This window comes from Pseudomonas sp. TNT3 (assembly GCF_010095445.2).
Lineage (GTDB): Bacteria > Pseudomonadota > Gammaproteobacteria > Pseudomonadales > Pseudomonadaceae > Aquipseudomonas.
In genome coordinates this window covers 79,443-95,739 of the sequence record NZ_WFGV02000021.1, presented here as the reverse complement: position 1 = coordinate 95,739, position 16,297 = coordinate 79,443, and the positions used below count along the sequence as shown (strand labels likewise).

11 protein-coding genes are annotated in these 16,297 nt (G+C 61.0%); 2 read left to right on the top strand and 9 right to left on the bottom strand.

Annotated features, from left to right (window positions below):
• The 7 genes from GBC55_RS14765 to glgA all read right to left on the bottom strand — a co-directional run.
• Positions 1-619: acyl-CoA dehydrogenase family protein (locus tag GBC55_RS14765; RefSeq protein WP_247266911.1), on the bottom strand; the 619-nt coding region annotated here is incomplete at its 3' end.
• Position 620: 1 nt separating this feature from the next.
• Complete coding sequence (glgX, locus tag GBC55_RS14760; RefSeq protein WP_162438079.1) at positions 621-2,780, bottom strand: glycogen debranching protein GlgX; 2,160 nt, start codon at positions 2,778-2,780, stop codon at positions 621-623.
• A 307-nt stretch (positions 2,781-3,087) separates the two neighbouring features.
• Positions 3,088-3,429, bottom strand: coding sequence for a DUF2934 domain-containing protein (locus GBC55_RS14755; protein ID WP_162438078.1), 342 nt, complete (start codon positions 3,427-3,429; stop codon positions 3,088-3,090).
• 21 nt (positions 3,430-3,450) lie between these two features.
• Positions 3,451-6,228, bottom strand: coding sequence for a malto-oligosyltrehalose synthase (locus GBC55_RS14750; protein ID WP_162438077.1), 2,778 nt, complete (start codon positions 6,226-6,228; stop codon positions 3,451-3,453).
• A complete protein-coding gene (gene malQ, locus GBC55_RS14745) occupies positions 6,225-8,303 on the bottom strand; it encodes a 4-alpha-glucanotransferase (protein ID WP_162438076.1) in 2,079 nt (692 codons plus the stop codon). The genes GBC55_RS14750 and malQ overlap by 4 nt, the downstream gene beginning before the upstream one ends.
• Positions 8,300-10,096, bottom strand: coding sequence for a malto-oligosyltrehalose trehalohydrolase (gene treZ, locus GBC55_RS14740; protein ID WP_162438075.1), 1,797 nt, complete (start codon positions 10,094-10,096; stop codon positions 8,300-8,302). The genes malQ and treZ overlap by 4 nt, the downstream gene beginning before the upstream one ends.
• 13 nt (positions 10,097-10,109) lie before the next feature.
• Entirely contained in the window at positions 10,110-11,696 is a 1,587-nt protein-coding gene (gene glgA, locus GBC55_RS14735; RefSeq protein WP_162438074.1) for a glycogen synthase GlgA, read from the bottom strand.
• Positions 11,697-12,259: 563 nt separating this feature from the next.
• Between glgA and GBC55_RS14730 the strand changes: the two genes are divergently transcribed.
• Together GBC55_RS14730 and nudC are read left to right on the top strand one after the other, a co-directional pair.
• The gene (locus tag GBC55_RS14730) at positions 12,260-13,072 is read left to right on the top strand and encodes a crotonase/enoyl-CoA hydratase family protein (protein WP_162438073.1); all 813 of its coding nucleotides are present in this window, start codon (positions 12,260-12,262) and stop codon (positions 13,070-13,072) included.
• 6 nt (positions 13,073-13,078) lie between these two features.
• On the top strand, positions 13,079-13,909 hold the full coding sequence (gene nudC, locus GBC55_RS14725; protein ID WP_162438072.1) for an NAD(+) diphosphatase: 831 nt from the start codon (positions 13,079-13,081) through the stop codon (positions 13,907-13,909).
• Here the strand turns inward: nudC and GBC55_RS14720 are convergent.
• Both GBC55_RS14720 and GBC55_RS14715 read right to left on the bottom strand, forming a co-directional pair.
• Positions 13,877-14,656: a TSUP family transporter gene (locus GBC55_RS14720; protein WP_162438071.1), complete on the bottom strand. Its 780-nt coding sequence runs from the start codon at positions 14,654-14,656 to the stop codon at positions 13,877-13,879. The two genes, nudC and GBC55_RS14720, sit on opposite strands and share 33 nt — an antisense overlap.
• A gap of 271 nt (positions 14,657-14,927) precedes the next feature.
• Positions 14,928-16,082 (bottom strand): PatB family C-S lyase, encoded by a 1,155-nt coding sequence (locus tag GBC55_RS14715; RefSeq protein WP_162438070.1) that lies wholly within the window; start codon positions 16,080-16,082, stop codon positions 14,928-14,930.
• Positions 16,083-16,297: the final 215 nt, after the last annotated feature.

Here is a 16,297-nt window from a genome sequence, read left to right as displayed (position 1 = left end):
AAGCGGCGCCATACCAGCACGCCGCGATACCAACGCCGCCTTGCCAGAAACCGGGGCGTTGCAGGTAGTCCCCGGGGTTGCCGATGGCTTGCGCCTGCGCGCCATCGAACAGCACTTCGACACTCCCGGTCGCCGCCATACCCACCGCCTGCCAGCCTTGATCCGTGACCGTCACGCCGGGTTGATCCAGTGCGACCGCGACCAATTGCTGGCGATCCTGCTCGTCCCATGCGGTCAGCAACGCGTGGCTCAACACCCCCGCGCCCGAACACCAGGCCTTGCGACCGCTGAGCACTGCCGATGCACCTTGCACCGCCACACTTACCCGCGCGTTGGGCGGTTCGGCCGCCCACATGCCCCAGGTGCTGGAAGGCGGGGAAAATGCACCGAGTTGCGCAAGGATCGCCAGTGCGTCGGTGTGCCCCTCGAACAACTTGCACAGTCCCAAATCATGCCCGCCAACTTCGGCCAGACGCTGAAAACGCTCCAGCGTCTGGCCGCTACCGGGTAATGGAAGCTGATCAAGCCCGGCTTCAACCAGCTCGCGCAGGCACTGTCCTAGTGCTTGCGCGTTGGCATGATCCGTTGCCTGCCGATCAAGAAACGTCTTGAGGTCCATTTCACTCTTCTTCCTCACGCTGCAGTTCGAACAGCAACAACGAGCGGCCGGTGACTGAATACTCATGGCCGAACTCGAAGCGCTCCTGACCTCGGATCGAGGGCTGGTTGGTGTCGATCATGCAGGTCCAGAAACCGCCATCCGGCACTTCCGGCAAGGTGAAATTGACCACGTCGTGGTGCGCATTGACCACCAGCAACAGCGTGGCGTCCGCACCCTTGCGGCGAATCCCGGTTTCCTGGGCGCGGCCGTCGAGCAGCATGCCGAGGCAGCGACCGTGGGCTTCTTCCCACTGCTCGATGGTCATTTCATTGCCATCGGGCGCGAGCCAGGTCACGTCCTTGACGCCAATGTCCTCGTTGTAATTGCCCACCAGGAAACGTCCGCGACGCAGAATCGGGTAAGCCAGGCGCAGCTTGATCAGGCGTTTGACGAATTTGAGCAACGCTTTGCCGTCTTCGCTGAGATCCCAGTTGACCCAACCGATTTCGCTGTCCTGGCAGTAGGCGTTGTTATTACCGTCCTGGGTGCGGGCGAACTCATCACCGGCGACCAGCATCGGAGTGCCCTGGGACAGCAGCAGCGTGGCGAAGAAATTGCGCATCTGCCGCTGACGCAGCTCGTTGATTTCCGGATCGTCGGTCGGGCCTTCGACGCCGTGGTTCCAGGACAGGTTGTTGTTGCTGCCGTCCTGATTGTTCTCGTCGTTGGCTTCGTTGTGCTTGTCGTTGTACGACACCAGGTCATTGAGCGTGAAGCCGTCGTGGGCGGTGATGAAGTTCACCGACGCATACGGGCGTCGACCCCGCTGGTTGAACATTTCGCCGGAGGCCGTCATGCGGCTGGCGAAATCGGCTAACTGACCGTCGTCGCCTTTCCAGAAGGCACGCACGGTGTCGCGGAATTTGTCGTTCCATTCGACCCAGCCCGGTGGAAAGCCACCGACCTGATACCCACCGGGACCGCAATCCCACGGCTCGGCGATCATTTTCACCTGGCGCAACACCGGGTCCTGGCGGCAGGCCACCAGGAAGCTGTGACGCTCGTCGAAACCGTCGTGATAGCGCCCCAGAATCGTCGCGAGGTCAAAGCGGAAACCGTCCACGTGCATTTCCGTGGCCCAGTAACGCAGGGAGTCGGTGACCATTTGCAGGACGCAGGGGTGGCTCAGGTCGAGGGTGTTGCCGGTGCCCGAATCGTTGATGTAGTAGCGTTTGTCGTCTGGCATCAAGCGGTAGTACGAGGCGTTGTCGATGCCGCGCATGGACAGGGTCGGGCCCTGTTCATTGCCCTCGGCGGTGTGGTTGTAGACCACGTCCAGGATCACTTCCAGATTGGCTTCGTGCAGGTGCGCAACCATCTCCTTGAATTCCGCGATCTTGCCACTGGCCAGGTAACGCGGGTCCGGGGCGAAAAACGCGATGCTGTTGTAGCCCCAGTAGTTGGTCATGCCTTTGTGCAGCAAATGCTGGTCGTTGACGAACGCATGGATTGGCAGCAACTCGACGGACGACACGCCCAGTTTGCGGATGTGTTCAAGGACGTCATCAACCATCAACCCGGCAAACGTACCGCGTACGTTTTCGGGGACGGAGGGGTGACGCATGCTGATGCCGCGGACGTGGGTCTCATAAATGATGGTCTTGTCCCACGGCACGCTGACTCGGTGGTCGTGGCCCCAGGTGTGAGCCGGGTCGATGACTTTGCACTTGGGCACAAACGGTGCGCTGTCGCGCTCGTCGAAGCTGAGGTCGGCGTCGGGGTGGCCGATGGTGTAGCCGAACAAGGCTTCGGACCATTTCAACTGGCCGACCAGTTGCTTGGCATACGGGTCGATCAACAGTTTGTTGTGGTTGAAACGATGACCGTTGGCCGGGTCGTACGGACCGTACACACGGTAGCCGTAAATCAACCCTGGATGGGCGTCGGGCAGATAGCCGTGGTAGATCTCGTCGGTGTACTCGGGCAACTCGATACGCTCAAGTTCGACTTCACCTGAGTCATCGAAAATGCACAGTTCGACCTTGGTGGCGTTCGCTGAAAACAAGGCAAAGTTGACCCCCAGGCCATCCCAGGTCGCACCGAGCGGGAAGGGCAGGCCTTCACGGATTCGCGAGGCCTCGGCATGAGGTTCTGTCGCGGGTTTTTTCGGACTGGTCATATTTGCTCCTGCAAAATGGGGATGGATCGTGGACCTTGTGGGGATGGGCCTTGTGGCGAGGGGATTTAGCGAAACGTCGCACCGCCCCGTTGGGTGGCGAAGCCGCCCCAAAAAACTCAATCCTGCTCAAAAAATTCAGGCCTGCTGCGCAGTCCAACGGGGCGGTGCGACGTTTCGCTAAATCCCCTCGCCACGGGGCTTGCTCGCACAGAGGAATGCGGTGTTAGCGATGTTTTTCTCAGGGAAAACGAACCCTGTGTGGCGAGCGAACTCGCCACAGGTTCATTCAAATCAGAGATGTCGGGCGTCAGACCGCTGGCTTTTTCGTGGTTTTCGGCTTTTTCTCGACGGCTTTTTCGCCTGGTGGAATCACCGAAGACGCCGCAGATGGCTTTGCCTTCGCTGCTGCCTTGGGCTTCGCCGCCGGCTTGATGTCGAGCTTTTCGTCAAGCTTGCCATTGGGTTTAGCTGTCCTGCTGGCGGCACCCTTGCTGCCCGCCGCTTTTGGCGACTTGCTCGGGGCCAGGGCTTCCGCCTCGGCGAGCTTGCGAGCCATCTCCCAGTGACGGGCTTCCTGGCCCTCGGGTTTTCCTTCCGACTCCCAGATCTGATAGGCAAATTCTCGAACGCGTTTATCGTCGGTACTCATCGCTATGCTCCTGAACTGAACTCAAGCTTGGGTAGAAAAATGGATAAAGAGATTGACCGGGAAATCCCCCAGCGCGGCGCTGATGTTCAGCTCCCTGTTTTTTGTGACTGCGGTGCTGGAAAAAAGTCCCTTCAGATGTTCGTCGGATGACTCGAACGGTAACTTGACCCGCGTGTCGCCCCACTGCGGCGCATCAATGCGCGGTTCGGCACCGTTTTTCAGCAATGGCGCGCAGCGAATCGGCACGATCACGATGGCTCGTTTACCCGCCAGCTCGCGAGCGAATGCGAGTACCCGGTGGGCCTCGCTCCCGACCACTTCGAGCGCCTGATAAGTACCCCGGGCAAACAGTTCGGCGTGCTCGGCCCGCAGGTTCAGCGTGTTCGTGATCAGCGCCTGCTTGACCCGCCCGTCCCGCCAGTTCGCCAGCAGGTCAGTCAGGTCCAGCGGCTGTTCCAGCGACTGTTGCCGGCTGAGGTAATCCACGGGCCGGCGGTTGTCCGGGTCCACCAGGGTGAAGTCCCAATAGTCGTTGCCCTGGTACAGGTCCGGCACGCCCGGTACGGTCATGCGCAGCAAGGTTTGCGCCAAACTGTTGAGTGCACCGGGCGCAGCAATGGTCTGAACCGCTTTACCCAGGGCAGAACGCAGCAGCTCACCGTCAGGACTTAACAGCAGGCGTTCGATGAATGCCTGTGTCGCGCTTTCATACGCGTCGTTGGGCGCGCTCCAGCTGCTTTGCAACTTGGCTTCACGCAACGCCTTTTGTTGCCACTGCCACAGGCGTTTGGCGTATTCCTCGAGGGCCGGGCCATCATCGCTACGCAAGTCCAGCGGCCAGCTGCCGAGGATGGCTTGATAGAGGATCAGTTCGTCACCGGTAGAAGGCATCTGATCGTCGTTGCGCAGCGGGCGGGCGAGGGCCTGCCAGAGTGGTACTTGTTCGGCGTACCAGGCACTGCGTTCACTGAGCACGGCCAGGCGCGCACGGGTGTCTTCACCGCGTTTGTGGTCGTGGGTGGCGGTGGCCAGCAAGTTATCCGGGAAGGCTTCGAGGCGATCGACGCAGACTTGGTGGAAGTCAGCGATCGGCGCGCTGAACTGTTCGGTGCTGAACCCCACATCATTACGCGACAGCAACACGGCCGAGCGGTAGAACGCGGTGTCTTCCACAGCCTTGGCGGCGGCGGGCGAGGTCAGTTGCTGGAAACGCACACAGGCATGCTTGAGGATCTTGCGCGAGCGACCGATCGGACGTTCACGCCACGGCTTGCCACCCAGCCATCCCGCCAGGCAGTCGAGCACTGGCCAATCGGCTTCGCCCAGGGTTTGTCGAGCACCGTCCATGGCCTGCTGGAAAAACACATCGTCTTCGCTAGAGCGTCCACGGGGGCTGATGTAGGTGCGGTACACCGGGAAATGCACGATCAATTCCTGCAACGCTCGACGAATCGCGCCCAGGGTCAGGTCACGGGTCATCAAGTCGTCCCGGGCGACTTGCAGCAAGGCCTGGGCGACGCTTTCGAAGTCGCCGGCCAACGAGCCGTTGAGGATCTGCGCCCGCGCAAGCTTCGCTTCCTGACCGAAGTCGGCAGGGCGTTCGCTGTAGCGGTTCCACAGATCACCCAAGGTCTGAGCGCCAGCGGGATCGTGTTGCAGCAGCGACAACTGATTCATGAATTCATAGCCGGTGGTGCCATCCACCGACCAGTCGCGGTGCAGGGTTTCCCCTTCGCCCAGGATTTTCTCAACGTAGATCGGCAGGTGCCGATCCGGCGACAGGCTGTCGACACGGCGACGCAATTTGCGGCAATAGCCCCGAGGGTCGGCGAGTCCGTCGATGTGATCGATGCGCAGTCCGTCGATCAAGCCCTCGGCCACCAGCTCGAATATTTTCGCGTGGGTTTCCTCGAACACCGCTGGACGCTCGACACGCAAGCCACCCAGTTCGTTGACATCGAAAAACCGCCGCCAGTTGATGTCGTCCCCGGCGGTGCGCCAGCTGGCGAGGCGATAACTCTGGCGCTCCAGCAGTTGGTGCAAGCGCTGGAAACCTTCCGGTGTGAGCGAGTCGTAGGCTTTGAGGTTCTGTTCAATGCGCTGGAGGACAGCCGGATCGCTCGCCAACTCGCTCAGCTCAGCCTTCAATGGAATCGCCAGGCTGTGGGCGTCCGTCTGATAGCTCAGCGTGGTGAAACGGTCGGCCAGTGATTTGAGCGAGTCATCATCGGTCTTGAGCAATTCGCCATAACTGGACGGGCAGATCGGGAAGTGGTGGTCGTAATGCTCGACATGGAACGAACCGCGCTGCGCGTCGAAGCGCAAGGGCAGGGTGCCGTCCTGCAACGCGACGCCGTAGTCGCTGCCGAGGAAAGGCAGCAACAACTGGCCTTCCATCAACGGGTCGGGGGAATGCCACTGGATGTCGAAAAATTCGCCGTAAGGGCTGAGTCGTCCCCATTCCAGCAAGTCCAGCCACCAGGGATTATCGCTCCCGCCGACGGCCATGTGGTTGGAGACGATGTCGAGGATCAGGCCCATGTTCTGTTCACGCAAGGCCGCGACCAAGCGGCGCAACGCCGGTTCGCCGCCTAACTCCGGATTGACCGCCGTGGGATCGACCACGTCATAACCGTGCATGGAGCCGGCACGCGCCGCCAGCAATGGCGAGGCGTAGACGTGGCTGATGCCCAGTCGAGCGAAGTACGGCACCAGGGGCACCGCTTGATCCAGGGTGAAGCCTTTATGAAATTGCAGTCGCAGCGTCGCGCGCAGCGGTTGGATTGATCGTTGAGTCATTGGTCACGTTCACCTGCTTGAAGTCGCGCACAGGCGAGCAATTCCAGGCGCCGGGCGGCGTCTGGATCATCCAGTAGCGTTTCGCTGTCGCCAGGAAAGCGCCGGGACCAGTTGGGGTGCGTGTTGGTGGTGCCGGGCAGGTTCGCCTGCTGTTCGACGCCCAGGGCATCTTCCAGCGGCAACAACACCAGCGGTGCACGGGTATGCCCGAGGAAACGCACGCTGGCGTCGAGCACCTGATCGGTTTCATGGGACTCTTCACGGAAGTTCTGCGGGTCCTCCTGGAACACACGACGCAAGCCTTCGCGCTCGCGTTCACGGTGCTGGCGCCATTCGATTTCACCGGTGGCGTCGGTCAGGCCGAGTCGGGCGTTCCAGTCGATGTCCCGTCCGTGCCACCAGCCATTCAACGTCGGCAGATCATGGGTGCTGGTGGTCGCCAGGGCGTTGTCCGGCCAGTCCAGGATCGATTTGAAGTGCGCGTTGTCTTGCTCGAACAACAGCACTCGCATGCCGAGGATCGAGCGCGCGATGAGTTTTTCCTGAAGCCCGTCCGGCACCGTGCCGAGGTCCTCGCCGAGAACGATGGCCTGATGACGGTGGGATTCGAGTGTCAGCAACCGCAGCAGGTCGTCTACCGGGTAATAAAGGTACGCGCCATCGGCAGGCGATGCACCGTTAGGGATCACCCACAGCCGCTGCAGGCCCATGACGTGATCGATGCGCAAACCGCCCGCGTGGGCGAAATTGGCGCGGAGCATTTCGATGAACGCGCGAAAGCCGTTGCGCACCAGCCCCTCAGGCGAGAAAGCGGAAATCCCCCAGCCCTGGCCACTGCGATTAAGAATGTCCGGCGGCGCACCCACGGTCAGGGACGCGAGCAGTTCATCCTGGCGACTCCAGGCCTGACTGCCACCCCCGTCAGCACCGACCGCCAGATCGGCGATCAGGCCAATGCTCATGCCGCTGCTGCGGGCGGCGGTTTGCGCACGCTCCAGGCATCGGCTGATCAGCCACTGACAGAACGCGAAGAAACCGATGCGTCCCGCGTTTTCTTCGGCGAAATCGGCAAGTGCGGCGCTGCGCGGATCGCGCCATTGCTCGGGCCACTCGCGCCAGTCGAGCTGTTCGCCCTTGGCGGCGCGAGCCTCTTGAATGGCTTCGAAGCGACAATGATTTTCCAGCGCCTCACCGCCGGCATGCCGGAAGCTGCTGAAGTCGGCATGCAGCGGGTGTTCGCCCTGGATGAAGCCTTCATACAACGCCTGCAGCAGACGGTGCTTGACCTCGGCAGCAACCGGCCAGTCGATCAGCGGCAGTTCTTCCAAGTGCTTCAGTTCGGCTGCGAGGCCGGTGGAATCAATGGCAGTACGCATCGCACGTTCGCCGAGGATCGCGCCGGGTGCCGCATACAGACTGTTGAGAAACAAACGGCTGGACGGCGAATACGGGCTGTAGCGCTGGGTGTCGCTACTGAACATCGCATGCAGCGGGCTGATCGCCAGCGCCTCGGCGCCTCGTTCTCCGGCGACACGGGCCAGATCTTCCAGCGCCTGGGTATCCCCGAAACCACCATCGCCCGGACGGCGCAGGGAATAGAGCTGCACGCTCAGCCCCCAGGCCCGTGGAATCGGGCTGTCCACGGCATCGCCGACGCTGTAGCAACGAGCGGGCGCCACGGCCAGGGTGAATTGTTGTCCGTCGATGCTGACGTGTTGGTAACCCACGGGCACCAAGCCGGGCAACATCGCTTTTGTGTCCAGTTTCAGATGAAGCCGCGATCCGTCTTCGAGGTGGATTTCACAGGGTGTTTCCGGCTCGAAGTAATGCGCAAGGTCGAGCGCAGCACCGAAATCCACGGTGAGCATCGGTGGCAGGTGACGAGTCAGTTGCACCTCCTGCAACTGATGCAGGCTTTCATCGATTTCCTGTGCGCTGCCCGCCGGGTGGCCGAGGCCGGTCAGGACATTGCGTAATACCGAGGGGGCGACTTTCTGCGGGCGGCCGTTGGCGTCGATCCAGTCGACCGCCAGGCCGGCGCGGCTGGCCAGTATTTCAAGTTGCGCATCACTCATTGGCGCTCTCCATCCGGGGGTAGCAAAGGGGCTGCGGCCTTGAGATTGACTAGCGCGCAATACGGGGCGAGTTGGCCCTTGTCCAACAGGCTGGCGGATTGCGCAGGGTGTTCGAACAACAGCCTGCCACCGGCCTGTTGAGTGTGGACCACCGGCTTGTCGCTGAGGTTCAGGTCAATGCGCAGCTCACTGCCGTCCCCCAGTTGCCAGCGCGCCGACACCGCGCCTTTCGCCAGCACATCGGCACCCAGCGGATGGGCACCCGCCAGGTGGGCCATGATGTGCTGATGGCGAATCTTCAACAGCTGTCGATACAGCTCGTAGATGGCGGATTGCCGATTTGCCGTCAGGTTCGGACGGGAGGCTTCGAAGGTCTGCTGTGCGTTCGGGTCAGGAATCCGTTCACGTTTTTCCGGGTCGGCGAAGGCGTCGAACGCGGAAAACTCGTTGCGGCGGCCTTCGCGCACCAGCTCTGCCAGTTCACCGTGGTGGCTGGTGAAGAACAGGAATGGCTCCTCGGCGGCCACCTCGTCGCCCATGAACATCAACGGGATCATCGGTGACAACAGCAACAACACCGTCGCCGCTTTTAACGCCTCGGGATGGGTCAGTTGGTGCAGCCGCTCGCCAAAGGCGCGATTGCCGATCTGGTCATGGTTTTGCAAAAACAACACGAACGCACTGGTCGGCAAATGTCCGCTGGGCTCGCCGCGCGCTTCACCGTCGCGATTGGTGTGGCCCTGAAACACGAAACCCTGGCTCAGGCAACGTGCCAGTTTTTCCGTGGGGTCGTCGGCGAACTCGGCGTAATAGGCGTCGGTCTCACCGGTCAGCAGCACGTGCAAGGCGTTATGACCGTCGTCGTTCCACTGCGCGTCGAAGCCTTCCTGGAGCAGGCTGGCCTGGTTGTGCTCGTTCTCGACCGTCAGCCACACATGCCGCGCCGGATCTGTCTGCTGGCGGATGCGCTCCGCCATTTCCTGCAGGAAATCCGGGCTTTCGATGGCGTGTACCGCGTCGAAGCGTAAACCATCAAAGCGGTACTCCATCAACCACATCAGCGCATTGTCGATGAAGAAATCGCGCACTTCTCGTCGCTGGAAGTCGATGGCCGCGCCCCAGGGGGTGTGCTTGTCTTCGTTGAAGAAACCCTTGGCGTAGCGATGCAGGTAATTGCCGTCCGGGCCGAAGTGGTTGTAGACGACGTCAAGAATCACCGCCAGGCCGTGGCCGTGGGCGGTATCGATCAGGTGTTTGAGTTGTTCCGGCGTGCCATAGGAGGACTGGGGCGCATAGGGCAGGACCCCGTCGTAACCCCAATTGCGGTCGCCGGGAAACTGCGCCAAGGGCATCAGTTCGATGGCGGTGATGCCCAACTCGACGAGACGCGCCAGGTGCTGTTCGACGCCACTGAAGCCGCCAAGCGCACCAACGTGCAATTCGTATATGACCGCCTCGTTCCAGGGGCGCCCTTGCCAGGCGGTGTGTTGCCATGGGTAGGCGAGGGGGTCGACCACCACGCTGTGCTCGTGGAGGTCGCCAGCCTGTGCCCGGGAAGCCGGGTCAGGCACTTTCAGTTCACCATCAATGTTGTAGCGGTAACGCGTGCCGGCGGGGCAACGCGTTTCGATCACGAACCAGCCATTGGCCTGAGGCAGTAGCGGCAAGGATTGTCCATCTTCCAGTTCGACACTGACTTCACGTGCGTCTGGCGCCCACAAGGCAAAGCGCGTGTGCTCTGCGTCCAGCATAATTGCGCCGTGGGGCCAGGTTTCAAGGGTCCGTAACGGCATCTATGAAAACCTCTTACTGTTTGTGCGACTTTCCTAGCGCTTTAGCGACTAGCTGTTCGTAAAGTTCGGCGTAGGGTTCGACCGCCTTGCACCAGTTGAACGGTGCGGCCATGGCACGGCAACGCATGGCATTGAGCAGATCGGGGTAGGCAAAGACCTTGAACGCGCGGCTCAGGGCTTCCTGATAACTCTCGGCAGTTGATTCGTCGAAGAGGAAACCGGTTACGCCGTTTTCAATGGTGTCGGCCAGGCCGCCGGTATTGCGTGCCACTGGCAACGAGCCGAAACGCTGGGCGTACATCTGACTCAGGCCGCAAGGCTCGTAACGTGAAGGCATCAGCAGGAAGTCGCTGCCGGCGAACATGCGCCGAGCGTCGGTTTCATTGAAACCGATACGCACGCCGATCTGGCCCGGGAAGCGCAGTGCGAGTTCACGCATGGCTTGCTCTTCTTCCGGCTCGCCGCGACCGATAATCGCAATTTGACCGCCGGATTTGACGATGTATTCGGACACCGCTTCTGTCAGGTCCAGGCCTTTCTGGTAGACCAGACGCGAGACCACCGCAAACAGCGGGCCTTCAGAGTCGTGCAGGCCGAACAGTTCGCGGACATGGGCCGCGTTGACCGCCTTGCCTTCCCAATCGCCAATGCTGAAAGGGCAGAACAGGTGCGGGTCGGTGGCGGCATCCCAGCTTTCGTCGATGCCGTTGGGAATACCGCTGAGCAGGCCTTGCTGGGTCTTGGCGGCGAGAAAACCGTCGAGGCCACAGCCGAAGTCCGGCGTGGTGATTTCCTGGGCGTAGGTCGCACTGACGGTAGTGATGTGGCTGGAGTAAGCCATGCCGGCCTTGAGGAACGACATCTTGCCGTAGAACTCCATGCCTTCCTGCTGCAAGGCGTGGTTGGGAATGCCCAGCTCAGGGCAAGAGCCCAGACTGGTCACGCCCTGATAGGCGAGGTTGTGAATGGTGAACAGCGTCGGGGTCCGCTGTCCGCGCCAGTGCATATAAGCAGGCGCCAGGCCGGCAGGCCAGTCATGGGCGTGGACCAGGTCCGGACACCAGTGGATTTGCGCGAGGTTGGCGGCGATATCGGCAGCGGCCAGACCCAGGCGGGCGAAACGAATGTGGTTATCCGGCCAGTCGCGACCGTTGTTGGCGCCGTAAGGCGAACCCTCGCGCTCGTAGAGCTCGGGGCAAATCAAGACGTAGATGACCAGACCGTCGGGCATGTCCATGCGCCCGATCTTGCAGGGCGGCAGGGCAGCGTGGCCGCCCAGTTCGCCAATGATGTGAATCGGGTTTTCACTGTTCAGCACCTGCGGATAGCCAGGGATCAACACTCGCACATCATGCAAATGCGCCATGGCGCGGGGCAGGGCGGCAGACACGTCACCCAAACCGCCGGTCTTCACCAGGTCGGCGATTTCCGAGGTGACGAACAGCACGCGTTTCTTGTTCGGATTCTGACTGGTGACCGGTGTCAGCGGTCGGGCGCTGGGCACAATGACCGATTGCGCAGCGGGTGCACTCACGGCGCTCGTATCGCCGACCTGCTGATGAGCACGTTCTCCCTGAATATCTAAAGCCGCACTGATCATATGAATCTCCCGTGTTGTTGATCTAATTCTAGGTCTGGCACCAACGGTGTTCGGTGGCCTGTCCATGTGGCCGGGCGCAAACGCGCTACGCATCGGTGAGCAAACGCTGCCAATGCGTTAAAGCAGAATGGCTGGAGGAGGTATTGCAAGGATCGAACCAGTCGCAACGCCCCCGTCTTTAAGCTGACCTGCTGCGTGTCACAAAAGTTTCTTCTATTTTCCCCAACCGTGACCGACCGGTTTCGACCGCCGAAACTGAGTCTAGGCCAGAACCTAGAGCGGGCCAGCCCAGCTGGGTAAATTGTTCGACAATCGTATTTAGAGGGTAACGAACGTAGCCCTTCGCAGGGAGATTGCACCGACGAAGTGCAGGTTTATTTTTCGTACTGCCTCATAAAGTGACCGACGAGTCACAATAATGGGCGATGTGTGACAGTTTGTTTGCACTGTTGTGGTGCGATCGCCCGAGTCCCGCATTTGGCCGAACCACTGCCTTACTGCCCGGCAGGCGGCCTTGGTATAGTTCCGGCCTCAATTTTTTTACCCGGTAAAGGATCACTGCCATGTCTCAGTACACTGCGTTCACCGTCGAACTGGTTGATAAAGTCGCCCATGTGCAGATCAATCGGCCAGAAAAGATCAACTCGATGAATGCGGCGTTCTGGACCGAGATCATCGAGATCTTTCACTGGATCGATGACACCGATGAAGTGCGCGCGGTGGTGATCAGCGGCAACGGCAAACATTTCTCCTCTGGTATCGACCTGATGATGCTGGCCGGCGTGGCCAATGAACTGGGCAAGGACGTTGGGCGCAATGCGCGCCTGTTACGGCGCAAGATCCTCGCCCTGCAAGCGTCCTTCAATGCGGTCGACAATTGCCGCAAACCGGTGCTCGCGGCGATTCAGGGCTATTGCCTGGGCGGTGCCATCGACCTGATTTCAGCGTGCGACATGCGTTACGCCGCCGAAGATGCACAATTTTCGATCAAGGAAATCGACATCGGCATGGCCGCCGACGTCGGCACCCTGCAACGCTTGCCGCGCATCATCGGTGACGGCATGCTGCGTGAACTGGCTTACACTGGTCGCTCGTTTGGTGCCGAGGAAGCACGCGGCATGGGCCTGGTCAACCGCGTCTACAGCGACAAGGACAGCCTGCTGGACGGCGTGATGGGCATTGCCCGCGAGATCGCCAGCAAGTCGCCGATCGCCATCACCGGCACCAAGGAGATGATCAGTTACATGCGCGATCATCGCATCGACGACGGCCTCGAATACGTCGCCACCTGGAACGCCGCCATGCTGCAATCCACTGACTTGCGCGTGGCCATGGCCGCCCATATGAGCAAACAGAAACCCGAATTTCTGGATTGATAAAACATGACTTCACGCTGGACCACTGCAGTACTGGATACCGATCAACCCGGCGGCTGGTGCGTTGCGCGCAGCCCTGAAGGCTTTCTGTTCGATGACAACGGCGCGCTGTTTCCACGGGAGTGGCTCAAGCGCCAGGACCTGTCGATTCTGGCCGAGCATGGCATCGGTCATCTGGATGGCGAGCCGGTTTACCTGCTGGAGCTGCATAGCCACAGCGAAGTGCCGGGCTGCAACTGGAAAGGCTTGCGGGCGTTCATGCTTGAGGGCGACCACACGCTGTACAAGGTGCTGGGGTATGCCGCGCAAATTGGCACCTGGGCGCGTGAGCATCGCTTCTGCGGCAACTGCGGTCAGGCGATGGTGCAAGTTCCCCGTGAGCGAGCGATGTTTTGCGCGCCCTGCAATCTGCGCAGCTACCCGCGGATTTCGCCGAGCATGATCGTGCTGATCACCCGAGGCGATGAAGTCCTCCTGGCGCGCTCCCCGCGTTTCGTCACCGGGGTGTACAGCACGCTGGCGGGGTTTGCCGAGCCGGGCGAATCAGCCGAGGAGTGCCTGATTCGCGAAGTGCGCGAAGAGGTGCAGATCGAGGTCAGGAACATCCAGTACCTGGGCAGCCAGTGCTGGCCGTTTCCGCATTCCATGATGCTGGGGTTTCACGCCGAGTACGCCGGTGGCGAAATCGTGTGTCAGGAAGACGAGATCGAAGACGCCCAGTGGTTCAACGTTCACGACTTGCCGCCGTTGCCGGCGTCACGCTCGATTGCCCGTTACCTGATCGACGTCTACGTGGCGCGGCGCTTAGGCCACGCTGAACCAGTGTTGCCAGGCTAACCGCACGGTCAAGCCCAGCACCACAGTGATGAACACCGGGCGAATGAACTTCGCGCCGCCGCTGATGGCGGTGCGAGCCCCGAAGAACGCGCCAACCATCACTGACAGGCCCATGCTCAGGCCGATGATCCAGTCCACCTGCCCGGAAAACACGAACACCGACAGCGCCGCAATGTTGCTGACGAAATTCATGCTGCGCGCCACGCCGCTGGCCTTCACCAGGTCGATGGGGTACATGAGCATACTGCTGACAGTCCAGAACGCGCCCGTGCCAGGGCCGGCAATGCCGTCGTAGAAACCGAGTGTGAAGCCCTGGGTCGACTGCCATTTCTTCTTGATCGGTGCGTCGCTGTCCTGGGGAGCCTTCGGCGTGCCGCCGAACAACAGGTACAGGCCGCAGGCGAAAACGATCACCGGGAGCATTTTGTTCAGCCATTCTGCCGGGAGGTAGTGCGCCACCACCGCGCCCGCCAGCCCGCCGATCAGGGTGCCGACAATGGCGTGCACCCACTGCCTCGGATGAAACAGCTTGCGCCGGTAGAAAGTGAAACTGGCGGTGGCTGAACCGAAGGTAGAACTGAGTTTGTTGGTGCCCAACACCAGATGCGGGGGCAGGCCGGCGGTCAGCAACGCGGGCGTCGTCAACAGACCACCGCCACCGGCAATGGCGTCGATGAATCCGGCTATAAAGGCAACGAAGGCCAGAATGGCCAAAGTAGTGAGGTCAACGCTGAGTTCAAAGGGCATGGAATCGGCTTATTCGGCAGGGCGCAGAACGGGGCTGCAAAAGAGGGGCGACATAGTACCCAATAACCCTGTGGTTTGCTCCATGCCGCTGGAAACACCGCCCCCAATCCCCCGAGATCCCTGCAGCAGCTGGCGACCTGTGGCGAGGGGATTTATCCCCGTCCGGCTGCGCAGCAGTCGTAAAGATTTTGGGGCCGCTGCGCGACCCGACGGGGATAAATCCCCTCGCCACAGGATTTCCCCGCCGCTACAGGGGATTGTATTGGCGCTGTCAGGCCTTCAGGTGGCGCAGACTTCGTTCCATCCGCGCAATTCCTTCTTCAAGCAATGAACGCGGGCAGCCGAAGTTGAGGCGTACGAACTGTTGGTGTTGATCACCGAAGTCCAGGCCCGCGCTCAAACCGACTTTTGCCTGCTCCAGGAAAAACTGCTGCGGATTGTCCAGGCCCAGGGCCGAACAGTCGAGCCACGCCAGATACGTGCTTTGCGGCACATTCATGGTAATGCCCGGCAACCGGGTGCGAACGGCGTCGACCAGGTAATCGCGGTTGGCTTGCAGGTACGTCTTGAGCTCCGCCAGCCACGGCGCGGCTTCGCTGTAGGCCACACGTGTCGCTTCCATGCCCAGCGGGTTGACGCTGTCGACCATGCCGCAACGGGCATGGTTGACCCGCGCGCGCAATGCCGGGTCCTCGATGATCATGAACGAGGTCTTCAGCCCGGCAATGTTGTAGGCCTTGCTGGCGGACATCAGCGTGATGGTGCGGCGGGCGATTTCCGGGCTCAGGGAGGCCGTCGGAATGTGCACGCGACCGTCGAAGCACAGCTCGGCATGGATCTCGTCGGAGATGATCCACGCGTCCTGCGCCAGGCAGACTTGCGCCACCGCTAGCAGCTCTTCGCGAGGGAATGCCTTGCCCAGTGGATTGTGCGGATTGCTCAAGAGCAGGGCGCCGCCACCTTGCAGCGACTGGCGCAACGTTTCGAGGGGAGTGGAATACGTGCCGTCTGCCTGGGCGACGAACTCCAGCTCCACCTTGTTCAGCCCCCAATGACCAGGTGCGTGGCGCAATGGCGGGTAGTTCGGCACCTGAACCACGACATTCTGCTGCGGCTCGATCAACGCATTCAGCGCCATGTTGAACCCCGACTCGACCCCCGGCAGAAAGATCAGTGCCTGCGGATCAACACGCCAGGCATATTTGTTCCATAAGTCGGCAATGATGGCCTCGCGCAGATCATCCTGGGACACGCTATAACCGAGCAGTGGGTGCTCAAGACGTTTTTGCAGCGCCTGAACGATGACCGGTGGCGCAGCAAAATCCATGTCCGCCACCCACATCGGCAGCACGTCTGCCGGGTAGCGGCTCCATTTGGTACTGCCAGTGTTGTGGCGATCGAACACCTGATCAAAATCGAAGGTCATGCACAGTCTCATCGAAGGCTGGATTGAGGATGATGGCCATGATAATCGCCTGAGCTATCAGGAGCGAGCGGCTTGGGACAGGGGGGATAGCCGATCCAGTTTTGAAGTGCGGTGTTCACCCAAGTACTTGCTTAACCTGTGGGAGCCGAGCTTGGTCCGGGCGGCGTTCCGACGATGGCGGCCTGGCAGGCAACCCATATCTCCTGATGTCCCCG